26 protein-coding genes and 1 riboswitch are annotated in these 24,973 nt (G+C 54.1%); of the genes, 13 read left to right on the top strand and 13 right to left on the bottom strand.

Annotated elements, in window-relative coordinates:
• Positions 1 to 339 precede the first annotated feature (339 nt).
• The 4 genes from H627_RS17745 to H627_RS0109355 all read right to left on the bottom strand — a co-directional run bounded on the left by H627_RS17745 (position 340) and on the right by H627_RS0109355 (position 4,730).
• Complete coding sequence (locus H627_RS17745) at positions 340 to 1,002, bottom strand: ATP-binding cassette domain-containing protein (protein WP_035440536.1); 663 nt, start codon at positions 1,000 to 1,002, stop codon at positions 340 to 342.
• A gap of 4 nt (positions 1,003 to 1,006) precedes the next feature.
• The gene (locus H627_RS0109345; RefSeq protein WP_155827910.1) at positions 1,007 to 2,227 is read right to left on the bottom strand and encodes a bacteriocin-associated integral membrane family protein; all 1,221 of its coding nucleotides are present in this window, start codon (positions 2,225 to 2,227) and stop codon (positions 1,007 to 1,009) included.
• 165 nt (positions 2,228 to 2,392) lie between these two features.
• Positions 2,393 to 3,100, bottom strand: coding sequence for a hypothetical protein (locus H627_RS0109350; protein ID WP_027828746.1), 708 nt, complete (start codon positions 3,098 to 3,100; stop codon positions 2,393 to 2,395).
• 259 nt (positions 3,101 to 3,359) lie between these two features.
• Entirely contained in the window at positions 3,360 to 4,730 is a 1,371-nt protein-coding gene (locus H627_RS0109355) for a glycoside hydrolase family 1 protein (protein WP_027828747.1), read from the bottom strand.
• Positions 4,731 to 4,888: 158 nt separating this feature from the next.
• Here H627_RS0109355 and rlmN point away from each other — a divergent pair, with 158 nt between their 5' ends.
• Positions 4,889 to 5,989: a dual-specificity RNA methyltransferase RlmN gene (gene rlmN, locus H627_RS17750; RefSeq protein ID WP_081674837.1), complete on the top strand. Its 1,101-nt coding sequence runs from the start codon at positions 4,889 to 4,891 to the stop codon at positions 5,987 to 5,989.
• An 80-nt stretch (positions 5,990 to 6,069) separates the two neighbouring features.
• Here rlmN and pyrE read toward each other — a convergent pair whose 3' ends face one another.
• Together pyrE and pyrF are read right to left on the bottom strand one after the other, a co-directional pair.
• Entirely contained in the window at positions 6,070 to 6,696 is a 627-nt protein-coding gene (pyrE, locus tag H627_RS0109365; protein WP_027828748.1) for an orotate phosphoribosyltransferase, read from the bottom strand.
• Positions 6,696 to 7,424: an orotidine-5'-phosphate decarboxylase gene (gene pyrF / locus H627_RS0109370; RefSeq protein WP_027828749.1), complete on the bottom strand. Its 729-nt coding sequence runs from the start codon at positions 7,422 to 7,424 to the stop codon at positions 6,696 to 6,698. The genes pyrE and pyrF overlap by 1 nt, the downstream gene beginning before the upstream one ends.
• A gap of 281 nt (positions 7,425 to 7,705) precedes the next feature.
• Here pyrF and H627_RS0109375 point away from each other — a divergent pair, with 281 nt between their 5' ends.
• Positions 7,706 to 8,116 (top strand): helix-turn-helix domain-containing protein, encoded by a 411-nt coding sequence (locus H627_RS0109375; protein ID WP_051225324.1) that lies wholly within the window; start codon positions 7,706 to 7,708, stop codon positions 8,114 to 8,116.
• A 75-nt stretch (positions 8,117 to 8,191) separates the two neighbouring features.
• Positions 8,192 to 8,692 (top strand): Fic/DOC family protein, encoded by a 501-nt coding sequence (locus tag H627_RS17755; protein ID WP_051225325.1) that lies wholly within the window; start codon positions 8,192 to 8,194, stop codon positions 8,690 to 8,692.
• Positions 8,693 to 8,755: 63 nt separating this feature from the next.
• Here H627_RS17755 and H627_RS0109385 read toward each other — a convergent pair whose 3' ends face one another.
• Together H627_RS0109385 and H627_RS0109390 are read right to left on the bottom strand one after the other, a co-directional pair.
• The gene (locus H627_RS0109385) at positions 8,756 to 9,463 is read right to left on the bottom strand and encodes an ABC transporter ATP-binding protein (RefSeq protein ID WP_027828751.1); all 708 of its coding nucleotides are present in this window, start codon (positions 9,461 to 9,463) and stop codon (positions 8,756 to 8,758) included.
• 2 nt (positions 9,464 to 9,465) lie between these two features.
• Positions 9,466 to 10,524, bottom strand: coding sequence for an ABC transporter permease (locus tag H627_RS0109390; protein ID WP_027828752.1), 1,059 nt, complete (start codon positions 10,522 to 10,524; stop codon positions 9,466 to 9,468).
• Positions 10,525 to 10,605: 81 nt separating this feature from the next.
• Between H627_RS0109390 and H627_RS0109395 the strand changes: the two genes are divergently transcribed.
• From H627_RS0109395 to H627_RS17765, 8 genes are all read left to right on the top strand, one after another.
• Positions 10,606 to 11,184: a TetR/AcrR family transcriptional regulator gene (locus H627_RS0109395; protein WP_027828753.1), complete on the top strand. Its 579-nt coding sequence runs from the start codon at positions 10,606 to 10,608 to the stop codon at positions 11,182 to 11,184.
• Positions 11,185 to 11,235: 51 nt separating this feature from the next.
• Positions 11,236 to 11,904 (top strand): HAD hydrolase-like protein, encoded by a 669-nt coding sequence (locus H627_RS0109400; RefSeq protein WP_027828754.1) that lies wholly within the window; start codon positions 11,236 to 11,238, stop codon positions 11,902 to 11,904.
• Between the two features lie 69 nt (positions 11,905 to 11,973).
• Positions 11,974 to 12,063: riboswitch (TPP riboswitch) on the top strand.
• 81 nt (positions 12,064 to 12,144) lie between these two features.
• Positions 12,145 to 12,720: an ECF transporter S component gene (locus tag H627_RS0109405; protein WP_051225326.1), complete on the top strand. Its 576-nt coding sequence runs from the start codon at positions 12,145 to 12,147 to the stop codon at positions 12,718 to 12,720.
• Complete coding sequence (locus H627_RS0109410; RefSeq protein WP_027828756.1) at positions 12,721 to 14,130, top strand: ATP-binding cassette domain-containing protein; 1,410 nt, start codon at positions 12,721 to 12,723, stop codon at positions 14,128 to 14,130. It abuts the gene before it with no gap.
• A complete protein-coding gene (locus H627_RS0109415) occupies positions 14,130 to 14,819 on the top strand; it encodes an energy-coupling factor transporter transmembrane component T family protein (RefSeq protein ID WP_051225327.1) in 690 nt (229 codons plus the stop codon). The genes H627_RS0109410 and H627_RS0109415 overlap by 1 nt, the downstream gene beginning before the upstream one ends.
• A 143-nt stretch (positions 14,820 to 14,962) precedes the next feature.
• The gene (locus H627_RS17760; protein ID WP_035440532.1) at positions 14,963 to 16,222 is read left to right on the top strand and encodes an MFS transporter; all 1,260 of its coding nucleotides are present in this window, start codon (positions 14,963 to 14,965) and stop codon (positions 16,220 to 16,222) included.
• 117 nt (positions 16,223 to 16,339) lie between these two features.
• Positions 16,340 to 17,104 (top strand): nitroreductase family protein, encoded by a 765-nt coding sequence (locus H627_RS0109425; RefSeq protein ID WP_027828758.1) that lies wholly within the window; start codon positions 16,340 to 16,342, stop codon positions 17,102 to 17,104.
• 10 nt (positions 17,105 to 17,114) lie between these two features.
• Positions 17,115 to 17,729 (top strand): GNAT family N-acetyltransferase, encoded by a 615-nt coding sequence (locus H627_RS17765; protein ID WP_051225328.1) that lies wholly within the window; start codon positions 17,115 to 17,117, stop codon positions 17,727 to 17,729.
• Here H627_RS17765 and H627_RS0109435 read toward each other — a convergent pair.
• The 3 genes from H627_RS0109435 to H627_RS0109445 are packed head-to-tail and all read right to left on the bottom strand — an operon-like array spanning position 17,670 to position 20,722.
• Positions 17,670 to 19,391: a DUF6792 domain-containing protein gene (locus tag H627_RS0109435; RefSeq protein ID WP_027828759.1), complete on the bottom strand. Its 1,722-nt coding sequence runs from the start codon at positions 19,389 to 19,391 to the stop codon at positions 17,670 to 17,672. The two genes, H627_RS17765 and H627_RS0109435, sit on opposite strands and share 60 nt — an antisense overlap.
• Complete coding sequence (locus H627_RS0109440) at positions 19,388 to 20,395, bottom strand: alcohol dehydrogenase catalytic domain-containing protein (protein ID WP_063516094.1); 1,008 nt, start codon at positions 20,393 to 20,395, stop codon at positions 19,388 to 19,390. Before H627_RS0109440 ends, H627_RS0109435 begins: the two co-directional genes overlap by 4 nt.
• Before the next feature lie 18 nt (positions 20,396 to 20,413).
• Entirely contained in the window at positions 20,414 to 20,722 is a 309-nt protein-coding gene (locus H627_RS0109445; protein ID WP_027828761.1) for a hypothetical protein, read from the bottom strand.
• Positions 20,723 to 20,868: 146 nt separating this feature from the next.
• On the opposite strand from H627_RS0109445, the gene H627_RS0109450 reads away from it, so the two are divergent.
• Together H627_RS0109450 and H627_RS0109455 are read left to right on the top strand one after the other, a co-directional pair.
• A complete protein-coding gene (locus H627_RS0109450; RefSeq protein WP_027828762.1) occupies positions 20,869 to 22,257 on the top strand; it encodes an MFS transporter in 1,389 nt (462 codons plus the stop codon).
• A gap of 14 nt (positions 22,258 to 22,271) precedes the next feature.
• Entirely contained in the window at positions 22,272 to 22,883 is a 612-nt protein-coding gene (locus tag H627_RS0109455) for a pentapeptide repeat-containing protein (RefSeq protein WP_027828763.1), read from the top strand.
• Here the strand turns inward: H627_RS0109455 and H627_RS0109460 are convergent.
• Complete coding sequence (locus H627_RS0109460) at positions 22,877 to 23,389, bottom strand: GNAT family N-acetyltransferase (RefSeq protein ID WP_027828764.1); 513 nt, start codon at positions 23,387 to 23,389, stop codon at positions 22,877 to 22,879. The two genes, H627_RS0109455 and H627_RS0109460, sit on opposite strands and share 7 nt — an antisense overlap.
• 97 nt (positions 23,390 to 23,486) lie before the next feature.
• Positions 23,487 to 24,941, bottom strand: a complete 1,455-nt coding sequence (locus tag H627_RS17770) for an MFS transporter (protein WP_063516085.1) — start codon at positions 24,939 to 24,941, stop codon at positions 23,487 to 23,489.
• Positions 24,942 to 24,973 lie beyond the last annotated feature (32 nt).

Genomic DNA, 24,973 nt, shown 5'->3' on the forward strand with positions numbered 1-24,973 from the left:
CCAAGATGTCTTAAACCACCGGTTAAGGAAGTGCCTTGGATACCGCAGCGCAATCGCGGCGCTCCAGGCCTCCCCCCTGGGCCTGGAGGAATCCCTGCCCACTACCTAAACCAATTCACATGGATGAGTCTTCACTGTTGCACTTAATTTGACAATTCGGGGGATAAATACTTCCCACTTATTACGGCCAGTCTAATTGCTTTTGCGGGATTGGCATGATACATGCTTGTCCATTTGCCAATTCAAGACCCATCCCCATCGCAAAGAAATAACAAAAAAGAACATCCAAAAAGTGGATGTCTTACTATTGTAATAGTCTGCATCGATCCGTTGATTTGATTAAACGGGTAAGTTGCTGCGCTCAGGTATATGTACCCGCATCGTGGCCGCGTCAATGATTCGTTGATCATGTGAAGCTACAATGACTGTTTTCCCCGCAGCGGCCAATGTCTCAAAGAGATTGATAATTCCTTCCTTGTTTTCATCGTCTAAGGCAGTGGTGGGTTCATCGGCCAGGATGACATTTCCGGGGTGTAACAGAGCCCGTGCAACTGCCAACCGCTGCTTTTCGCCACCAGATAGGAATTGCACGCTGCGCTCCAAATCAACATCCAGATTGACGGCCGCTAGTGCTTTTTCCATCTGGTCTTTGGCGGTCTTTTTTTTGACAAAAGCAGCATCGGCCAACAAAGCTAATTTCAAGTTGGCATAAACTGACCGGTCTTCCAGCAGTCCAAAGTTTTGAAACACAAAGGCCACGACGTCCTTTCTGATATGACGGGCATTACTCTGTTTGGGCCGGTTAAAAATTGCACTGTCGTATGCCAAGTAGCCGGCATCCCAATTAGTCAAGAGGCCCAGCATCCTGAGCAGTGTCGACTTTCCAGCCCCGCTAATACCCGTGATCACTGCGATCTGTCCCTGGTCAACAGAAAAAGTGATATTGTGGAACAACTGTTTCTCCCCAATTGATTTGCTTAGATTCACTGCCTTGATTTTCATTCCGTCACTCCTCAAAAAGTGCGCCACTGTATTTTCTGCGTCCGTACAGATTAATACCCAACTGTAAGAAGCCATCAACGGTAATCATTGCCAGTAAAACCAGCAGGGACGAATAGCGGAATACCCCAACTTGCAAAACAAACAGGGCACTGATTTCAATCCCAAACAAACCGATCGCTAGCCGATGGGCTCGCCAGAAACTGCTGCCCATGGTATACATCAAGGCATAGCGCCTACCATTCAAGAAAATGTCCACCACGGCATAAAGCACACATAGGGTTAACGACAGGACCATGATGGCGATGATCTGCCCGTGATAGGCCCACTGCTCTTCAAAAATCTGCCGTAGTTCAACCTTGGCCAACTGGTTCTCCGGAATCAGGGTCTGGATATTGTCCTCGATGCCATGGCGCCGCAACGTCGGCAACAAGGAAGCATAAACTTTTGCGCTTGTTGCTTTCGTGATTGGCAGTTTAAACGAGACGGACAAGTCAAAGGTAGAGAGAAACGGGCGCTTACCCGGCTGACTGTTGGCTTGCGACTTGATCAGAATACCCTTCGGCAAAGGGATTCGGCTATTGTCGGGACCAAATGTCTGCAGGGTCTGCTTGGGCTGCAAGAGAATGACCGAAAACTTTTCTTCCTTATAAAATTGTTTCAGCTCAGTCACTGTATGCCGTAGTTTCTTTTGACCGGTATATGGCACAAGGGCAATGTTCTGTTTCGGATTACCGACAAACACTGTTTTCCCGCTGGTATCCCGCACCGGATTAAACCGCAGATAATTCTGATTGACGATAACAAACTCAGCATGCTCAACGTAGTCATCTTGCATATAGGCATAGAACAAAACCCCGCCCATCGCTTCAAATTGGCGATACAACACCCGATCATACAGCACATCCAAGTCGGTGGTGTTTTGCTTAAGGTTGATGTTAATTTGGTCCCGGCCAACATACAATGGATAGACGACGGCAAACGGTGAATCGGCCGCTCTGTTTGATGTCGTGTGGTTTTTAACCCACTGATCTGTTGTCGCCGAGGCCAAAGGGGAGACGACCGAAACCGCGAACACCATGACCAATATTTTGACCGTTAACAGCGTAGCCAGAATAACTTGCCGCCGATGCTGGTTTAGTTGTCGCTCCGTAAAGGACCAGTTCATCACGCCGTAAGTCACACCAATCGCCAGCAGCCCCAGGATAAGCGTCAACAGAAATGCCAATCCAATCACCCCAATGGTTCTTTGCCAAGCCAAGCATCCCGCCGTTGCCAGCGCCGTACTGATCACGATGGGGCGGCCTAATTCAGCGAACACAATTCTGGGCGCAGTGAAACCCCAGCTGATGAAAGTAGTCACCGTTCTGGTTAGATAGACTCCCCACAGCACCTAGCCAACAACTTGCACGACCAGCAGGAAGCCGACCAAAAAATACACATTCATTAAATTGGTCGCCCCAGTACTCACCAACATATTGGCGCCGGCTTGCTGATCGATAAGCTGCATTTTAACGCCATGAATTCGTTGGAATCTTTGTCTGAACGTCTGCATAAAGGTTCGATAAGCCGCTTTATTTCTCGAATCAACAAATACATAGCCCGTGCCCTTGGGCTGACGGTATTTAAAATTATCCACAGTAAAATAGTACGCCTCCCCATTTGGCGAAAGCCGACGCTGGCTCTTCACCTCTGGATCATTGGAGTACACCACACCCTTGTCCAGCTGCCGAGTGGAAAGCTCGCCAATCACTTGAAAAGGATCGTCGCTGCTTTGATATGGATAATAGAAAATATGCGACCGGTCCTTGGCGAATGCGCCGTCCGGTTTTAGCTTAGGCGATAGATTGATATTGACTACCATGAAGCTAGCCTTGCTAGCCTTGCTAGCGGCAACTAACTCTTCTTTTAGTTCATCAATAGCTGCTGCTCGATTATTTTTCTTTGGACTTTCAACTAAGATTTGAGAAAAACCAATCGGTAGTACCAGCCTTGCGTTAACTTGTTTGTCCTCGGCTTTGATTTTAAGAATCATCACACCAATTATCAGTAGGGCAATATGGGACAGGATTATTGTTAGTACAGCTGCTTTTTTGATCACGGCACGTTACCTCCCCATATTGTTGCTGACTTTGATCAACCATATCGTAAGCGCTTATCTTCTGTCAATCTCTAATTTTAGTAAAACCACAAGTCTTATTTTCGATTATGTCTTCAATGGTAATGGTACGGCAATTGCTCATATACCAATTCTAAGCATAAAACGACAAACTAAAAGCCAAGCGGCGCGTCGAGAGATTTCTCAATGCCCAACTTGGCCTGTTTTCATCCTCTGATTCAAAATAATGAGCTGCTACAGGCTACAGCACCGCCCCATTGCTCTGAATAACCTCTTTCAACCACGCATAACTCTTCTTTGGCACCCGCTTCAGATCCTTCAGATCGTGGTTCCCGCGGTTCACATAAACCACGCCATAGCGCTTATCCATATTGCCCTGAGAACTGGGAATATCGATCAAGCCCCAACCCAAGTAGCCCAGGACGTCCACGCCTTCAGCCACCGCATCCTTCAAGGCTTGAATGTGTTCGCGCATATACAGGATCCGCGCATCATCCTGGATCATGTGCTTACCGTCCCAATGCTCCCGCAAGCCGATCCCGTTCTCAATCGGGAAGACCGGCACCCGGCCGCGGTTATAGAGATCGTGCAGGACCGTATTGAAACCCTGGGGATCCACCTGCCATTGCCATTCATTCGTTGGCAGATACGGACTGTGCCCCACCCCAACTTGCGGATAGTAATTCGGCACGGTCCCCAGCGGAATCTTAGTACTGTCCATCACGGCACTGGAATAATAACTGAAGCTCAGGAAATCGCTGCGGGTCTGGCTGATAATATCCAGTTCTGCCGGCTTCAAGATATCTGCCAAATGGTTGCGCTGCATGAAGCTCACAACTTCCGGGGAATATTGGCCGGTGGTAAAAATATCCACCAGATTATCCATCACATATTCCTTGAACCGGCGCACTGCCGCCACGTCTTGGGGATTGGCCGTTGCCGGATAAACCTGCTGGTACGCGACCATGCCGCCAATTTGCAGCTCCGGATAATCGGCGTGCACCGTGTTCGCCACCAGCGCATGGGCCAGCGCCACATTGTGCTGGATCTGGTAGAGATCATGGAGCGAGCGGGGCCCTTCAAGGTAGCCGGCGATCACGAAGGCATCGGTCAGACTATAGAGATTCTGTTCATTAAAGGTGATCCAGTACCGTACCCGATCGCCGAACCGCTTCAGCATTTCTTGGGCGTAAACATAGAACGCGTCCACCACGTGCCGATCCAGGAAGCCATTGTACTTCTGGGCTAAAGCCAAGGGCATGTCGAAATGATACAGACAAATCATCGGCTGAATGCCGGCCGCCAGCAGATCATTGATCAGCCGATCGTAAAAGGCGATCCCCGCTTCGTTGAATGCCCCCTCGCCCGTCGGTTGAACCCGGCTCCAAGAAATTTGGAAACGATAGAAATTCATCCCCAAATCTTTCATCAGCGCAATATCTTCGGGATAACGGTGATACTCGTCAATCGCCACGGACCAGTCGCTGGCACTCTCCGTGGCCGGCCGCACATCATACACCGACGGGCCCTTGCCCCCTTCGTTCGTCGCCCCTTCGGTCTGCATACTGGATGTGGAATTACCCCAGAAAAAATCGTCACGCAATGTCGTCATGATGTCACATTCTCCTTCACATACTGATTTATCTTCAGTATAAGGGATTCCTGTGGCGGACGAAAGGGCTTTCCGGCCTTGCAATTATTGGTCCAGCCCGGTAGACTGAAGCATACTTAGGTACGTTGACGTGGGACAGCCGTCCCAAGGAGGAAATTATGCAGAATTCGATTTACGGTCTCACCCAAGCCCAATTACAGGACTGGATGGCGGCCAATGACCAGAAAAAATATCGTGCCGCCCAAGTTTGGGAATGGCTCTATCAGCACCGGGTGACTTCGTTTGCGGAAATGAAGAACCTGCCGGATGCTCTGATTGCGCAATTGAACGACAGCTTTACGTTCAGCCCGCTCACCGTGGTGCAGAAACTGACGGCCACGGATAAAACGACGAAATGGTTGTTCCGGATGGCCGATGGGCTGCTCATCGAAACTGTCCTGATGTACATGGATTACGGTCTTTCGGTCTGTGTCACCACCCAATCCGGCTGCAACATCGGCTGTACCTTCTGCGCTAGCGGTCTGATCCGGAAGCAGCGGGACCTGACGGCGGGCGAAATCGTCGCCCAGATCATGCAGGTCCAGCATTACCTGGACGCCGCTGGCGAGGGCGAGCGGGTCAGCCATGTCGTCGTGATGGGTATTGGCGAACCGTTTGATAACTTCACCAACGTGATCAACTTCATTCATATTATTAATGATCAACACGGTTTGGATATCGGTGCCCGCCACATCACCGTATCCACTTCTGGGCTGGCTAATAAGATTCGGGAATTCGCCGACCTGCACCTGCAAGTCAATCTGGCTATCTCGCTCCACGCTCCGAATAACGACCTGCGCAGCAGCATCATGCGCATCAATCGGGCGTGGCCGCTGGAGAAATTATTTGCGGCCATTGATTACTACACAACGACCACTAATCGGCGGATCACCTTTGAATACATCATGCTCAATGATGTGAACGACCATCCAAAAGAAGCCCATGAACTGGTGGAACTGCTGACGCCATTCAAGAAATTGGCTTTTGTGAACCTGATCCCCTACAACACCGTTGTGGAACATCCCCAATACAGCCGCAGCACCCCAGAGAATATTGCCAAGTTCCACGACATTGTTTACCGCGGCGGCATCAACTGCGTCGTCCGCAAAGAACACGGCGGCGATATCGACGCCGCTTGCGGCCAGTTGCGGAGCAATATGCTGCATAAGAAGAACTCGATTGGTGTGCGCTTGCCGGAGAACGCTCAGGCGGCTCAATAGGCCAAGCAGCACAAACAAAAAGGACGATTGCCCGCCAGCACCATGGCCGAGCAATCGTCCTTTTTAACGCATCAATTAGTCTATTTCCACGCCCACGGGTCTTCCCGCCAGGTCAACAGCGATTCCCGTTCCTCAGCGGTCAAAATATGAGCCTTCTCGGCTTGATGGATCAGCGTCGTATAGTTAGTCAAGGTGTGCAGCGGCAACCCCGCCTTGGCAAAGTTTTCCGTCGCCGCGGGCAATTCATACGTGAAGATGGCGGCGACACCGAGTACCTTAATGCCTGCTTTTTCCACGGCCTCCGCCGCTTTAAGCACACTGCCGCCAGTGGAGATCAGATCGTCGATCAGAACTACTTGGGCATCTTGGGCCACGTGCCCCTCCACCTGCTTGCCCGCGCCATGATCCTTAGGCTTAGACCGCACATACAGCAGCGGCAGGCCCAACCGGTCGGCGGTACTGGTGGCATGGGGAATCCCCGCGGTGACGACGCCGCCGATGTCGGTAACGGTCGGATATTCCGTCATGATCAGCCGGGCCAACCCCGCGCTGAACCGGCCGCGAATCTCCGGGTAGCCGATAGTCAACCGATTGTCGGTATAAATGGGGGCCTTGATCCCGCTGGCCCACGTGAAAGGCTTGTGCGGGGCGAGGGTGACGGCTTGGATATCCAGTAAGTCTTTGGCGATCTGTTCATTAGTTTGCATTAGCGGACGGTACTCCCTTCGAATTGTTGGCGGATGGTGTGATAAGCGGCCAGCGGATCGCTGGCTTGGGTGATGGACCGGCCGACGACGATACCGTCGCTGCCCAGTTCCGCGGCCCGCTGCGGCGTGACGACCCGGGACTGGTCATCCCGGGCATCGGCAGCCAGTCGAATACCGGGATTCACGGTGAGGAAGCCGCTGGGGGTGGCGTCATGAATCTTGCCGACCTCCAGTGCCGAACTGATGACACCGTCCGCCCCAGACGTGGCGGCCAGCTGCGCCAAGTGCACCACGGAATCCAGCAGGGAGAACTCGTCGTTTTGCATCGTGCAGTGCATCGCCCGTTCGTCCATGGAGGTGAGTTGGGTAATAGCCAGCAGTTTCGGTGCTTTCGTCCCGGCTTCAGCAGACCCCTCCAGCAGACCCTCTTTCGCCGCGCGGATCATGTCCGCGCCGCCCAGACCGGTGACGGTGGTCAATTCCGCGCCCAGCCGGCCGATTTGCTGCATGGCTTGGTGGACGGTATGGGGAATATCGTACAGCTTCAGATCCAAGAAGACGTGATAGCCCTTGTCCCGGAGTTGGGTAATCAACTGCGGCCCCTCCCGGTAAAACAGCTCCATGCCAACCTTGACCCAAAGACCGGATTCGCCTTTAAACTGATCCAAGAGTGCCTGCGCCGCGCTGCCATCCACGAAATCCAACGCGATAATTACTGGTCTATCCATCATCCGCCATCCTTTGCCAATTGTTGCCCCTTCACCGGTCTTGCCTACAAAAAAAGCTTTGGCCTATTCCGCGCGCCAAAGCTCCCCAGACTTAATAGCTGTCTGTTCCGTTCACTTCGGAGCCTCGCAGGACTCGGTTAAAGTGGCTTGTTTGATTTGTTCAATACCATACGACATTTTGGGGCGTTGGTCAAGGGTGGTTATTTCACACTGACTGACTAAGCATATCGTTTTCTATACTCTTTAAGAGTATGATATAATGATTTCGGGAGATGAATCGGGTGAATAACATAGCGTCAATTCGGAACAAACTGCATATTAGTCAATCCCGGTTAGCTGAATTGTTGGGCGTTTCTGTAAAGACAGTTCAGGCGTGGGAGGGTGCCCGATATGCACCAAATGGTGGAAACGCCAAGCTGTTACAACTTTTAGGAGCAAGTCAGGAGATGAAGCCGATGCTTGAAAAGTATAAGAACGATAGTACAATTGCCCCACTTGAACGAGATCCTGAAAAGTTAACGATTATGGGCGTCAAAATGCCCAGTAAGGAAGTATATGACGAATTAGTCTTTGCCATCACCAACCAAATGTACGAAGGTTATGTGCCTACGGTTACAGATGTGCAGAACCTCCGAGACCACTACGGTGAACTGCCATCCGCTAGCGAAATTCTTAAGTGGTCAGGTCAATGACCAAGTGGCACGTTACGGAACAAGCTGGGCATTGCTGACGCCTCTGAACTGCAGCGTGCAGAATACCAAGTTTCCATGTACCGGCAAGTGTATTTGGCGGCACACCATTACCATTTGCCGAACGGAAAACGCCTCACAGGACGAACGTTTGCCGATGTGCTTGCCATTCATCACTTTTTGTTCTCAGATATTTACGAATGGGCCGGACAGTTGCGTGAAGTCAACATGAATAAAGGCGGAGACGACTTTTTCCCATTTCAGCGGTTTCCAATGGGGATTGCTGATCTTAACGTGAAGTTGGCAGATTATCGCACGGTATCAGAAGATGCTCAAGAAGTTGGTGAGGCATTGGGAGATATTATTTCTGAGCAGAACTTTCTGCATCCATTTCGTGAAGGTAACGGGCGCACTCAACGCACTTTTGCTAAGTTATTAGCCTACCAAAAGGGCTTCACCATTGATTTGTCGCCTGACAGCGATGCTTACAAGCGGTACATGGAAGCTAGTATCGCAGATGATCCGGCGTTGATGAAACAGGTCTACGTTAATTGCATTCGGCCAATTGGCAATAGCTAACCACAAAGAGAGGCACCCATTTTTTTCGAGGGGTGCCTCTCTTTATACACGCTAAGAAATAATTCAAACCGCCGCCGCGCGGATTTTCTGCACGCCGCTGGCATCCAGCTTTTGCAAAACACCATCGCGCATTTCATAAACAGTATCGACCGTATCCAGCAACCGGGTGTCGTGGGTGATCATCACCACGCCCCGGTTCATTTTGTGGGCAATAGTGGCCAGCAGTTCGGTGACCTGTAAAGCCCGGCTGGTATCCAGACTGGCGGTGGGTTCGTCGGCCAGGATGATCGGCGGGTCGTTATACAGCGCTCGGGCGATAGCCACCCGCTGCCGTTCGCCGCCGGAGAGTTCCGCCGGGTAGCTGCGGGCCAAGTCGGTAATGCCCAGCATAGTGAACAGCGAATCCATCGACATGTCGTGCTGCTTGTGGTGGTTGAAGCGGTCCACCAGGGCTAATTGATCCTTCACGGTGAGGAAGGGAATCAGGTTGCTGCCCTGGAGCATGAAGCCGAAGGTGTTGAAGCGCAGGTCGGTGCGCTGGTGTTCGCTGTAATTGGTGGTATCCTCCCCGTTGATTAGGACCTGGCCGCTGGTGGGCTGCTGCAGGCTGCCCATGATCGTCAGCAGCGTAGTTTTACCCGAGCCGGACGGACCGATGACTGTGGCAAACTCGCCTGGCGATAATGTGAAGTCGGTGGGATGCAGGGCCGTGACCGCAGTGTGGCCGCTGCCGTAAACTTTGGTCACTTGTTTCAAATCAACTAATGCCATGATTATTCGCCTCCAATAGCTTCCAGCGGGTCGATGTGCAGGATCCGGCGCAGGGAGAATAGACCGCCCACGAGGGACATCACGATCAAGGCCGCGGTGATGATCGCCAGCAGCAGGGGATCGGAATAGAACGGAATCGTTTTAGGCAGCCACAGCGCTGTCAGGGCCAATAGGCCGATCCCAATACCCACTCCGACGACGGCCAGGACCAGGATCTGCCAGAACAAGGCCGCGACGATGGCACTGGTGCGGATTCCTTGGGCGCGCATGACGCCGTACATGCCGATTTTTTGAATCGTCAGGATATACATGAAGATCCCGATGATCAACAGTGTAATACCGATCATCGCCCCAATCATCAGCATGAAAGTCATCGTTTGGGCCGTGTAGCCGGGGATGTTGGTGATCAGCGCCGCTTTGGTTACCTGTTCCGTGTTTTTCGGCAGGTTCTTCAGCTTTTTTGGACTGACAACAGCTGACACGTTAGCAATTTGTTTTTGCCCGAATTTGATTTGCCGATATGTGGCTAAACTCGTGTAGAATACAGGTACAGTGGCAAACCGGCGGTCGTGGGTCAGCCCGACGATGCGGTATTTTTGCGTACTGCCATTCAGCGTGATCCGGTCCCCTTGTTTGACGCCGTAGTAGGTCACGCTGTCGTCGGCCAGCACTTCGCTGTTCTTCGCCGGCAGCCGACCGCTGGTCACCTTGGGGCGTAAGCGGCCGTCAAGGTTGATACCGAAAATGTTGCTGTTCATCTTCTTATTGGTCGTTGGGTTTTCCGCCACCACGGTCATTTGGCCGAGCAGGCTCGTGCCTTTTTTCGCCGCATCGGTATACTGATCTTTGGTCAGCACCGAGCTGAGCAGGTTCTTGTTGGCATACTTGGACATGAGCACGTAATTCCCCGGCAGCGCGTCGATTGCGGTCCGGTTATTCCGGGCCAGACCAGTGGCTAGACCAGTGAGGAAAAACACCAGGTAAGAAATGAGCACAAAGGTCACGATCACTAGCAGGTAGCGGGCTTTATTGTGCATAATTTCTTTAATTGCCAGAAACATAGGGCAGACCTCCAATCTCTTGTGTGGGCCTATTATACCACCTCATTTATCGGTTGATAAACGAAAAGGACTGAAAAATAATTGAACTTACGAGAAAAGCAAAAACAGGACACGATGCAGAAAATCCTGCGCGCGGCCCAAGCCTTATTCATGACCCAGGGTTACACCAGCGTCACCACCCGGGCCATCGCGGAAGCCGCCGATGTGCGGCAGCCTTTGATTTATCATTATTTCGGTACCAAGGAGAAACTCTATCTCACTGTCGTGATGCACGTCAGTGACGCCATGGCCGCCCTGATCACTAAGGCTACCGCTGGGTCGGCGAGTTTTGCCGTCAAGCTGCAGCGGCTGGGCCATCAGCTCACCAATCAAGACCCGATGGATCTGCAATTGGTGCTGCATGATGTATTTCAAATGGGGCCGGCTGTCCGGCAAACCGTTGTCGCTGCTTGGGAAAAGGGATTTTTACTGCCGCTGGATGCTTTTTTTGCCGCCTACCGGGCGCAGCTGCAGCCGGCTTATGCCATTCGGGATATTACCCTCTATTTTCTAACCATCCTGTCGGCTTTTTTGCCCATGCCCGCCATGCGTCAGCGTTCTGGCCGGCTGACACTGGACACGGCGCTGGTCATGTTCCGTACCGGCGTGGAGACTGTTTGAAGGAACTGGTATAATGAGGACAATTTACTCATTATAGAAAGCGGGACGCATGTGACACAACTTTTCTTCGATTTTGACGGTACGATTGCTAACTCTGAGCAAGGCATCGTGGCCGGTATTAAATACTTTGTCAAAAAAATGCAGTTGACGCCGTTGACCAATGATCAGTATCGGTTGTTTATCGGGCCAACGCTGAGCGCCAGTATGCATCAGTTTTACCCGACTTTAGATAACACGGCGGTGAAGCAAGCAATTGATTTGTATCAGGAGTATTATGCCGATCAGGGCATCTTTGAAATGCAGATTTATCCTGGCGTGATTCCAGTTTTGCAGCAGTTGCACGCAGCGGGCTTCACCATGAATGTGGCTTCCACGAAGCCGGAAGCGATGATTGACCGAATCGTCCAGCATTTTGATTTGAATCCTTATTTCAGCGGGCTTTACGGTGCCACGATGGACGAATCCATCCGCAGTTCGAAGACTGACGTATTGGCCTATGCGTTGAAAGAAGCAGACGCGGCAGCCAGCAACAGCATCATGATCGGTGACCGCAACACGGATATGATCGGCGGTCGCGCTAACGGTGTGCCGACGATCGGCGTGCTGTATGGGTTCGGCGATCGGTCGGAGCTCAGCGCAGCGGGGGCGAACGTGATCGTGAGCCAGCCGCGGGATATTCCGGCGGGGATTGAAGAGATTTTGGTCGGCAGCGTGAAATAACCGCGTTCCGCCTCCAAAAAAATGAAAACAGTTGACCCCCAGCCCAATCCGGGCTAAACTGTAGCCAATTGAAACGAGCTGGGGTGCCATTAGTGGCTGAGAGAAACCCATGAACCTGATCTGGATAATGCCAGCGGAGGGAGCTCATGTTATTCTTTTTGCCATTCGGTCTTTCTCTCGGCGAGAAAGACCGTTTTTTATCTCCCAATCGTTTCAAAAAACACAGGGAGTGATTATTTTATGCAACATGCAAATAGCCAAGTTGCCCAAGTGAATCCAGTCCGCTGGACCATTCGGGACGTTATCTTTTTAGCCCTCATCGGTGTTTTCTTCGGCATTATTTATCAACTGTGGAGCTATGTGTATTACGCCCTGGCCGCGACGCCGCTGAAGCCCTACGCCAACGATATGACCATCGGCGTATGGATCATGGCCGGTCCCTTAGCCGGTGTCCTGCTGCGCAAAGTCGGTGCGTCGGTGATCGGTGAATTACTGGCCGCCGCGGTGGAAATGATGCTGTTCTCCAGCTGGGGGGCTGCCGACCTGATTTCCGGTTTCATTCAGGGTATCGGCAACGAACTGGGCTTCGCCGCCACCGGCTACAAGAATTGGGATAAATTAGGCCTGCTCATGTCCACCATCGGGGCTACCATCGTCACCTTCGCCTGGGATTGGTTCCAAAGCGGCTACAAGGCCTATACCCCAACCATGAACATTACCTTGCTCATCATTCGCTTTGTCTCCATCGGTTTCTTCTCCGGCGTGCTGGTTTACTGGATCAGACAATTGGTGGCCAAGACAGGATTGTTGAAGTAAATGGACCACTTTGCTGTAACCAATTTGACGTTTGCCTACGCTGAAGATGCGCCGCCGATTTTTCAAGAGCTGACCTTTGCCCCGGAACCGGGGACCTTCAACCTGCTGACGGGGCCCTCCGGCAGCGGCAAGTCGACGCTGCTGAAACTGTTAGCCGGGTTGTATCCGCAATACGGCGGCGTTATTCAGTCCGGCCAAGTGACGGTGAACGATACCGAGATCAGCACGCTGCAGCCTTTCCAGCGGGCGGCGCACGTGGCGATGCTGTTTCAAAATCCCAGTCGGCAGTTTGCCATGCGCACGGTGCTGGAACAGTTGCAGTTTGCCCTGGCTAATTTACAACTGAGTCCGCCAGAAATCGACCGGCGCATTCAAACGGTGCTCACCGATCTGCACTTGACGCAATTCACCCACCGGGCGCTGGAAACGCTGTCCGGCGGCGAGCAGCAGCGGGTCGCCCTGGCCAGTGTATTAGCCCTGGGCAGCTCACTGATTCTTTTGGATGAGCCCTTTGCCAATGTCGACGCGGCGGGGCGAACGCAATTATTGGCCGACCTCAAAACCTTGCAGCGCACCCAGCATAAGACGATCATCCTCGCCGACCATGACCTGTCCGGTTACGCCGGCTTAGTGGATCAACTGTACCACGTTGACGGCACCCAGCGTACGCTGCTTCAGGAATCACCGGCCGCGCTGCCGGCAACGACCCCCGCGACCCCCGTTCAGGGCCAGCCGCTGACCACGGGGCCCCTGGCGTGGCATGACCTAAGCCTCACCGTCGGGGACCGGCCGCTGATTACGGCCGCGCAGTTCACGTTGCCCGCTAGCCAGCTGGGACTGCTGTCTGGTGACAATGGGGCCGGCAAATCCACACTGTTCGCCGCCCTGACCCGCCAGCGCCGCTATGCCGGTGACATACGTTACCAAGACCGGCCCGCCAAGCAGTACAAGCTGAAGCAATGGGCCCTGCAGGTGGCAGAAGTGTATCAAAACAGCCCGGATCAGTTCATCCGGATCCAAGCCAGCGATGAATTGGCCTTGTCTGCTCAACACAGTCTGCACCCGACGTACTGGACTGCGGAACGGATCGCCCAGGCGGCAGCCCGGCTGAATCTGGCGGCTGTTTTGGACCACGTCAGTTACGCCTTGTCTGGCGGCCAGCAAAAGAAGCTGCAGGTTTTGAGCATGCTGATCATGGGCCAGCCAGTGCTGCTGCTGGACGAACCCTTTGCCGGCCTGGATCAGGCATCGCTGCAAGCAGTCCTGACTCTCTTGCAGCAGACCATCCATGACTTGCAGCTCAGTGCGCTGGTGGTTTCCCATCAACGGCAAGGCGTCGTCTCGTTCATGGATTACGAATTGCATTTGGCTGACCAGCAACTGCAGCTGATCGCCGGGGAGGCGGCTTGATGACTCAAACTGCAGATACGCCCCGCGGACTGAACGCGGCAACATTAACGCTGATCATGATCGGTATCGGGTTCCCGCTGACCTTCGCCCAGAGCGTATGGCTGAACACCATCGTCGCTGGTCTGGGACTGCTCTATCTCATTGCGCTGCGTGTTTCCTGGCGCAAGGTGAGCCTCATTTTGCTCATCGCCCTGCCCCTGGCCTTCGGCAGCTGGATTTCGTTCTGGTTTTTCGGCACCGTCGACCGCTGGCACCTGGCCTGGATGTACGGCAGCCGGGTGTACGCTTATCTACTGCTGGGGATGATCGTCACCATGACCGTCAGCACCCAGCGCTGGCTGGTCAGCCTGCACCTGCACTTTCATTTGCCTAATGCCTTTGTCTTCGGCTTGCTGGGCGCGCTGAATATGGCCGATCGCGTGCGCCATGAATTCCGCCGAATCCAGTATTCCGCCCTGATGCGCGGCGAGAATCTGCGCCTGTGGAACCCCCTGCTGTACCTGCGCATCGTCTTAGTTTCCCTGAATTGGTCCAACGATTTAGCCGAAGCAATGACGTCCCAGGGATTTACTGAAAACGCCCCGCGTACCGAACTCATTGCCGACCCCATGCCGGCGTGGCAGTGGGGTCTGGCGGGCGGCCTGATCGTCATTTACTGCGCCGCCGCATTCGGTCTCCGGCCGTGGTAATCATTTCTCGGTTGCGTGAGAAAATTTTCACACTGCCTTGCAACGCTTGCGGATATGTGGCACAATCATTGTCAAGCAATCTGTGCAAACAGTGCGCCAATAAATAACGCATGTCAGTGAGCATGCATTTGGAGGCCAATACCGTGGAATCATACAACACTAAAAGTACAAACTTAACCCGCAATCAGAAACGGACCATCGTTTCGACTAGTGCGGGTTTTGCTTTGGAAAATATGGATGTCATGTTCTTATCTTTTGCCCTGGCACCAATGATCGCCAGCTTACATATCAGTGGCGCTGAGGCCGGGCTCATTTCTTCGATCACCAACCTTGGAATGCTGGTGGGCGGAGTGATTTTCGGGTTATTAGGGGATCGTATCGGACGGGTGAAGACCTTCTCGCATACGATCTTTATTTTTGCCTTTGCCACGGCGGCCATGTTCTTTGCGAAAAACATCTGGGTCATCTATATCCTGCGCTTCATCGCCGGCATCGGCGCTGGTGGCGAGTATGGCGTCGGGATTACCCTGATCGCTGAGAATTTCAAGAAACAGCACGTTGGCCGGATGACCAGCGTGGCCGCGATTGGCGGTCAAATCGGGGCGATCTTCGCTGCTGTCATGGCGTCCTTGATCATCCCCAACTTCGGTTGGAACGCCCTCTTCCTGGTCGGCCTGGTGCCTGTTGCCCTGGCCTTCATCGTCCGGGAACACTTGCAGGAAAGCCCGGTTTTCTTAGAGAGTCAGGACACTGCTGAGGGGAAGAAAAAAATCAGTCTGGGCCAGCTGTTCACCAGCAAGAAGCAGGCGTACCAAACCATCGCTCTGATGTTCATGGTCGTGGTCCAAATTGCCGGTTACTTCGGCTTGATGAACTGGCTGCCGACGATCATGCAGAAACAACTGGGGATCACCGTATCCGGTTCTTCCATCTGGATGATTGCCACCATCGTCGGCATGTCCATCGGCATGATGACCTTCGGCAGCATCCTGGACTACCTGGGCCCGCGAATGGCCTATACCATCTTCCTGCTGGGGTCCGCCGTCTCCGTCTTCTTGATTACTTTGGCGGCCAATGAAATTACCTTGATCCTCGCCGGTGCCGTATTGGGCTTCTTCTCCAACGGGATGTTCGGCGGTTACGGCGCAATCATTTCCCGCCTGTACCCCACCCACATCCGGGCTACGGCAAACAACTTGATCGTTAACGTTGGCCGGGCTATCGGCGGGTTCTCCTCCGTCGTCATCGGCTTCCTGATGGATCACTACAACTTGATCACGACCATGAGTTTTCTGGCCGTGCTCTACCTGCTGAGCTTCGCCGTGATGTTATCGATTCCTGCCCTGCGTTCCTTGAAGATGCGCAATGCCGCCGACGATGAAGAAGAAAAGACGGCCGCTTAAGCTATTCTAAGTCTCTGCTCCGGCTGGTCATTTTGACCGCCGGAGTTTTTTTCTGCCTTGCACCGCCTGCAATTCCCTACTAAACTGGTCATTATCTTGCAGCAAAGGTGGTTACTTATGGCAGATCAGACACATTCCTTCATTGACACGCTCTTGCACCATACATCGATTCGCGCATTTCAAGACACTGCTGTTCCGGCAGAGACCCTGCGCACCCTGGAAGATGTGGCTCAGCACACCGCGTCCAGCCAGTACATGCAGCAGTTCACTCTGATTCGGGTTACGGAGCCTGATTTGCGGCAGAAAATTGCAGCGCTGACGACCCACCAATATATTGCCGGGCCGGGCACGTTCTATGTTTTCGTCGTCGATCAAGCCCGCAACGTGCGGCTGGCCGACAATCTGCACGCCGCCACGACCCGCCTCACCGACTGGAATGCTTTCTTAGCCGGCGTTTTCGATGCGACGCTGGCTGCTCAAAATATGGTGGCGGCCGCCGAAAGCACCGGACTGGGTACCGTTTATCTGGGCAGTATCCTGAACGATCCCCAGCAGATGATCGACCTGCTGCACCTGCCCCGCTATACCTTCCCGCTCCTAGGGCTAATGGTCGGCGTGCCGGCGGACAAGCCAGACGCCAAGCCCCGCCTGCCGCACGCCTTAGTGGTGGGCCGTAACGGCTATCCCCAACCGGCCGATACCCCGGCCCTGTGGGACACGTATAATCAGGCCGTGCATACCTACTACGCCGACCGGTCCAGCCAACCCCGGGACACCGATTTTGCCCGAATGGTCGTGGCCAACAGCCAAGGAGATCCCCACCACCGGGGCGAAATTGGCCGCATTCTCAAGAGGCAAGGATTCCAACTCCCGCAAAAATGAATCGAGGTTAATGATGTTTACACTCACCCAATTTGATCAGCACGGTCACCAGGTGGCCCTAGTCTTTCCCGAAGAAAGCCACGCCGCCGCGATTTTCGCTCAGGTGAAGAAAAATCGCGACCTGCTCACTCGCTGGATGCCCTGGACCAAGGACACCAAACACGTTCACGATGAAGAAAATTTCTTGCGCTACGCCCGTACCCAAATGATCAACAATAAGCTGTTTCTCCTGATTATCACAGTGGACGGCACGCCCGCCGGCATGATCGATCTCCACGACTTCGACCAGATGGATCACCACGCCAGCGTGGGCTACTGGCTGGGAACCGATTATCAGGGTCTCGGCATCATGACCCGGGGGCTGTCCACCCTTTTTGCCGTCGGCTTCAACCGGTTGGGGCTGCGCAAAATCCAAGTGCTGGCCGATGTCGAGAATAAGAAAAGCCGGGCAGTCCCGGAGCGGCTGTTCTGCCACTTGGATGGGATCCTGCCCGACCATATTTATCAAAGCGATGCCTACCATGACGCCGCTCTATACTCCCTGACCCTGCCGAATTATCAGCAGCTAATCAAGGAAGAAAAACTGCGCCCCGTCGATAATATGGAAGTAAACAGCGAGTTGTAACATATCAAAACGAATCTGCCGAAACGTCCGCAATTTGCCGGCTGATAACCGGCTCGTCAGCCAGCGGGGCAGACTGCGGGCCGAAATGACCGGCTCAGTGCTCAACCAGCCGGTGGCCGTCAAGTACCGCAAATAATCCCGCCGGTAACGGATACTCTTGCTCGCCGGCAAATGGGGTGTTTCACCCCAAGCCCGCATATAATTCACGATCTGCCAGCTCAGACTTGTCGTCTGGTCGCTGGCTGTTTTTTTGAAGAAATCCCCCAACGTGGTGGCCGCGTAGCGAATCTCGGCCGAGGAAAGATAATCGGAAACTTGGGTAATGAACGGGTATTGCAAACCCGGCCGCTGAACAGCATGGTAAGATCCGACGTAGACATTGCCCGCTAAGTTATAGAACAGCCGGGTAATGTCCTGGGCAAAACCTTCATTGGTGATCGCTAAGCGCGGATCAGTCACCGTCTGGGCCAGCAAGGCTGAATCTGAAGCATTCGCGATGCCGCGACTGGTAGCCGCCTGCAGGGCAGTCCAAGTTTCTAGAGAAAACCGTTCCGGCGCAATCTGTTGGATCTGACGCAGTTGGACCGGGGCAGCATTCAGAGTGTACCCGGCCGCAAACGCGCCATCGATCAGCTGCAAGGACTGGACCAGGTGGCCGTCCAAGGAATGACCGATGCCGTATGCTTTGGTGGTCGTCGGCAATTGGGCCAGGACCTCAGCCACGAACCGGCGGGCGGCGTCGATCTGGGACATTTCCGTATCCTCCCCCAGCAGCACGGCCTGCACGTTGTACCACCAGTCGCGATAGCCCTCAATTAAATTGGCATCCATGGCCGCCAACGGATGAGCCAGCGCCTCTGTCAGGTGCAGCGGTTCCGCCGCCCCCTTCGTGTTTTCTGTGCCGCGAAACAGGAAATACACCTCCGGCGGTGCCGCTGGCGGATAGAAGACCACGGCGTCCGCCGACAGGCCGGTATCCGCTGCCGCCGGTACCAGCGTCCGGGCATTGTACGTCGCAACGGGGATCCCGAAGATATGGTTCAACCGCCATAATTGCCACTGCCAAAACTGTTCCGGCGTCAGCGTTTGATAATTCGCCATCTGGTATTCCGCCGCAATCGCTGCAAACACAAAAGTCCGCTGGTGGATCAAGCTATCCACCGGATAAGGTACACTCTCAGCGGTGTAACGGGTCGGCGCTGCGTTGAGCGTGCTGCTCCCCAACAGTGCCGCCAAGGCTCGGAGTTGGGCGGGGAGCGACAGCCCAATGGCTTTGGCCAACTGGGTCAGGACGTCTTGGGGTGTATCACTCGTCGTGCGCCAAGGCAGCCGGGCACTGACCTGTTCCACCAGCTGGCGGGGCAGGAACGCCGCTGGTTGCGCTTTGGCCACCGCTGCCGCCAACAGCGCGTGCTGGGCAGCGGAAAAGTCCGTCGGCGCTCCTGCAAAATAATCCTGCAAGTCTCCCAGAACTTGGGCTTTTCCCTTCGTTAAATTGGCGATGGCCGCCCGCAAGTCATCAATCCGAGTCCACAGCGTCGGCGCCTGAACGGGATTGCCGGCCAGCGGCACACACGTCTGCAAGTCAAAAAAGGCCCGCTCGTATCGGTGGGCCAAAGCGTCCAACTGAATACTCGCGGCCATGATCGTGGTCAAACTCATTGCAAGTTGCCCACGTGGAAAGTCAGCTTGCCCACGGCGTGCCCGGCCTGCAGGGTATGCAGACCCTCCGTCAGCGTCTCGGTCGTCAATACCGGGAAGGTCCGCGTCGCAGTGGGCCGAATCGCGCCGCTTTGCAATAAGTCGGCCAGCTGCTGCAGGATGGCACCCTGGGAGGCGACATTGACCCCCGCATCGGTCTTAGCCGACATATATTCAAAGTCAAAACTGGCGGATTTGTTTTTCAGCGGGGCTAGGGCTAAGGGGCCGCTGGGTTCCACAATGGATCCCACATGACCGAAATAAGCCACCAGGTCCGCCGCCACCTGGGCGTAGGGCACCGGTTGATACAAAATAGCGACACCAGTGGGCGCAGCCAGATTCAAGGCTTGATACGCGGTGGTCAGGTCCTGATGATAATCCAGCGCATGGTCCACACCATTGGCCGTGAGCCAATCGAAGTTCTTAGGTGACGCCGTGGCGACGACCGTTAAACCGCTCCACTTCGCCAACTGGGTCAAAATCGAGCCCACGCCGCCAGCACCGTTGATCACCAGCAATACCTGACCGTGATTAGCACCCGCCGAGGCGGTATAACCCATTTTTTCAAATAACAGCTCCCAGGCCGTGATCCCGGTCAAGGGCAGGCTGGCGAGAAAAGTGGATTCAAACCCTCTGGGGGTCGCCACCACTAACTTGCTAGTGACGCTCTGATACCGGGCAAAGCTGCCCTGGCGCTGGCCCTCACCGGCGAAGAAGACTTTTTGTCCCGCTGAGAACCCGCTGACGTTGGCTCCCGTCCGCACGACCCGGCCGACGGTATCAAAACCCATCACCTGCTGGTCCCCGCTGGCCGCCCGCTTGAGGTCCACCGGATTGACACTGGCGCCGCTCACGGCCACCAGCACATCATCCGGACCCACCACGGGCATGGGAATCTCCTGTTCGGTCACAACAGCTTTTTTATCCTGCAAATGAATGAAGAAACCACGATTTGTTTCTGCCATATCCATAACCTGCTTTCCTTAAACAACCAACGGCCACGTCGGTCCGAAGATGAGAAATAATGCGATCAGCGAAAGAAGCAGCCAAAACGAAACAGTCACCAGGGTGCCCCACAACAGTTGCGGCCACAACGTCGCAGCCTTGGCCCAAAGATACAAACTGGCCAGGCCGGGCAGCAACGGTCCGGCGATGCTGACAGCAAGCAGCCCCGCCGGATGCCGGGTCAAACCGGCCAGCCAGTCGCGCCGCATGAAATACACCGCGCCGATGGCGATATACGCCAGCACTGTCACTAAGACCAGTATCCACCGGTTATGTCGTTTCGTCATCTCCAGCGCTCCTTTCCTGCCTCCATATTATTTTAGCATTGTCCGCGAGGTCCGCCCAACTTTCACGCGCCCGGCCAATTCTTTCTTATGCGCAGCTTTTTTTGGTTGTAGGATAAAGGCAGAAAGTCAGAAAGCAGGCAATAAATATGGCACAACAACAAGTGGCGCGGCACACTCAATGGGCAATTTTGGCCGTCGGGCTGCTCTCGTTCACTGGTATCTTAGTCGAAACATCCTTGAATGTGGCGTTTTATACCTTGACGCGCCAACTGGGCATCACCTTGAGCACGGTACAGTGGCTGACATCGGGGTATTTGTTAATGGTGACGATCGTGATGAGCACGACCGCGTACTTGATCCAGCGCTTCGCTGCCCAAAGCTTATTCCGCTTCGCGGTGGGCATGGCGTTGATTGGCGCGACTCTTTGCGCCGCCGCTCCGAACTTCCCCATCCTGCTGCTGGGCCGGTTAGCCCAGGCCGTAGCCACGGGAATCGCCACGCCGTTAATGTTCTATCTGATCATGGCTCTGATCCCCCATCGCCAACTGGGAACTTATATGGGCTTAGCCAGCATGATCATTTCTCTAGCCCCGGCATTGGGCCCAACCTATGGCGGCTGGCTCACCTCCGCCTTGAGCTGGCGGCTGATTTTTGTCGTCATTCTGCCGGTAATCGGCGGTGTGTTTCTGTTAGGCCAAAAATTTATCCAACTACCGGCCAAACCCCAGCATCGCCGCTTCGATTGGTCTGGGCTGATCCTGCTCGCCGGAGTACTGGTCGGCTTAAGCGAAGCGGTGGAAAATATCGGCACCCTCGGCTGGACCAGTGGCTCAGTCCTTAGTTGGGGCGGACTTTTTTTGGCCGCTCTCCTGCTCCTGCTCTGGCATATCAAGACCAGCAATGCCCTGTTGCTGAACTTCAGGATCTTGCGAACGCCAGCCGTTGCCCTCTGGGCCATCGTCTTCTTCTCATTGCAGTTCGCCAACATTGGCTTATCGTTCCTGCTGCCGCAATTCAGTCAAAACGTCTTGCACAGCAGCGCACTGACAGCAGGACTGATGCTCCTGCCTGGATCGATTCTCGGCGGCCTGATGTCGCCTCTGGCCGGCCATGTTTATGACCGCGCGGGTTTCCGTCTGCCGCTGCTGCTCAGCAATACTGCCATTCTGCTCAGCTGTCTGCTCTTTTGGGGACTGACAGGCTGGCTTGGCGGTGTGTTAATCACCCTGCTGTACATGCTCTTCCGCTTCGGCTTCAACTTTGGCTTCGGCAACACGATGTCCGACGCCTCACTCAGAGTGCCTGGTTCGGCAAAGGGCGATTTGAATTCGCTTTTCAACACCCTGCAGCAATACGCCGGCTCCATGGGTACCAGTGTCCTATCCGCCATCTTAGCGGCCAATGAACGCGGCGCTGGCACACCGAAAGCGGCCGCGATCACGGCCGGCAGCCGCCAGTCGTTTCTCCTCATTGCGGCCTTGGGCCTGCTCGGCATCGTGCTCACGCTCATGGTAAAATCAAAGAAAACCGTGTAGAGGAGACCGCTATTATGGCCGCAGAAGAACCTACCGTCATCGAAAATAAAACACTCAGTATCGACGATCTCATCCCTGAAACCACATATCGCCATTGCACTCTGGATTATTCCAATCAGGACATCAACGTCCAGCAGGTCACGCTGGATAATTGTACTTTTGTCCAGCATGATTTCACCAAAAGTGCCTGGCTGGATTGCACGTTCATCGGCCTCGATTGGTCCAATTGCCAATTCGGCGGCAGCTACTTCACCGGTTGTACGTTCAAGGACACCAAACTGGTCGGCGCCGACCTCTACAATTGCGGTATCGTCGACTTGACGCTGACCGACTGTCTGGCCAATTACGTCAACTTTTCAGAAAGCATTATCAAGGGATTGCACGCCAGCGCCAGCCGCTTGCAGGAATCCTATTGGACGGCCGTGAAGTTCACCCGCAAGATTCAGTTTGCCCACTGCGATCTGACCCGAGCGGACTTTGGCGAAACCAAACTGAAGAATTTAGATTTCACCACCTCTGAGTTAGCCGGACTGCGCTTTGACTGGCACCTCGCCCAGGGGATGAAAATATCCCCAGACCAGGCGCCGAACCTGGTGGGGATGATGGGGATCACTGTTGTTTATTGAATTGCGCTTTTCTTGATGCGCGTGAAGTATTCCGCGTCGTTTTCGTGCCAAATGGTTGCGCCGTTCTTCAACTGCACGGCCAGGGACGCCGGATTATCCTTGTGGACAGACAAATAGATGTGATCCTCCGGCACAATTCTGGCTGCCTCCCGCAGGGTCAGCGCCAAGCCGATATTCGCGTAGCCATGCCCACGGTAAGCCGGTAAAATGGCATAGCCGATGTGGCCAGCCCCATTGCGCAGGGCTGGCGTCAGGTAATGCCGCACCCGGAACAAGCCGACGATCGTATCGTCCGCCCAAAGGAAGAAATCCGTTTCCGGGACAAAACCCGCCGGCAAATCAATGCCTTGCGGGGCATTGAGCATCGCTGGCAACGCCTTGGCCAAGAACTCTTGGCGGGAAATGCCGTAATTTTTATTGGTAAAGCCGTTCTCGCTTTGCAAGGCGGTGATGGCTGCAAATTCCTGTTCAGCATCAGCGGCATTGGTTGCTTTCAAACGCAGCATGGACAACATCCTTTCAATCGGTGGGATGTTTTGATTATACCGCGATAAATTTTGAGCAAAATAAAAATCCGCCAATTGCTGACGGATTTTCTTTGTCTTATTGATCCAATCCCGTCGGCTCACCAGGCAGCTTCTGTGCTGCCGCTTGGCTCGCCGCAGCTCGAATTGCGTGGGAATGGGCCGAGATTTCCTGCTCCCGGTGACGGGTGAAAGGATACCAGATCATTGGAATCAACCCAACCACTAAACAAAGCAGCGGGATCGCCCCCGTGGCCAGCCGAATGCCCCATTGCGCCTGGGGCGTCTGGACAGCCGCCTTGCCCACATAACCAGCGGTACCGATCACGTTGGTAAAGATGATCAGCTGAATACTGGCAAAAGCGGTGGTACATAGATTGAACATGCCGTTATACAACCCCGTTTTGCGCACGCCGGTCCGCCATTCATCCTCATCAATAATCAGGCCGTTCATCGGTCCAATCGCCACTCCGAAGTAGATCGTCGAAATAACGATCAACGTCCAGAAGATACTGATCTCCCAAATTGTGGTGGCGAAAGTGATTCCCAAATAGCCGATGCTCGCCGGGATCATTCCCCAGTAAATCGCTAATTTGGTCCCATAAGCCTTCGTGATCGAGTTCATGATCGGCATCAGCATCAGAGCCACCACGTGGGCCGCGGTATTGATAATCGTCGCTGTGATGCCGTCGACTTTGACGGCACCGCCCATATAATACAAATAGGCGGTAGTGTAAAAACGTAAGGCCCCCATGGCAATGATGGAGTACGCAATGGCGGCGAGAAACGGCCGTGATTTCAGAATTGACCAGGCCATCTTCAAAGTTTCCCGAAAATCCGTATGGACCAGTTCCACCGAGGCATACAGCTCGGGCGGATCCGGCAGCCCCCACAGAGCGACAACGAAGATGGCCGACTGAAACAGCATGATCACCATGAATACCGGAATGAAAACCCGCTGCGTCGTGTGGTTGATCAGCAGCAAAGTCGGCACGACGGACACCGCCCAGGACATGATGTACGTGACGTAATTGCCGATCGTCCCAATGTCCATCCGCTCTTCCTTAGTCGGCGCCCGTAACAGGACATAGGAACTCAGCGCAATGTTGTACACCGTTTGCGCTGTGTCAAAGATAAACAGCAGGCCCGTAAACACGCCGAAAATCACCCATTGGCTCCAACTGGGACTGCTCCAAGCCATGGCAAAGGTCGCCAGCAGCATCACCGGCACCGTGACTTTCATTAAATAGACGTACTTACCCCGCTTCGGATCCGGCGGCCGCCGGTCCAGCAGCACCCCAAAGAGCGGGTCATTCACCGCATTCCAGATGTTATACAAAGTGTAGACCCAGCCAACCATGGCGGGGGTCAAACCGATCACATCCGTGTAATACTTCAGAAAGACCTGATGAATGATCACCCCGGACACCGACAGAATCGGTGCCGGCAGCGATAGCTTGAACTTATCTTTGAAGGACAAGCCCGGACTGTTGAATGTGAAAGCGTCCTTCAGCATGTGGGCAATCCGTTGCACGCACATCCCTCCTAACTTTCTGATGACTCACC

Source organism: Schleiferilactobacillus harbinensis DSM 16991 (assembly GCF_000425885.1).
Taxonomy (GTDB): Bacteria; Bacillota; Bacilli; order Lactobacillales; family Lactobacillaceae; genus Schleiferilactobacillus; species Schleiferilactobacillus harbinensis.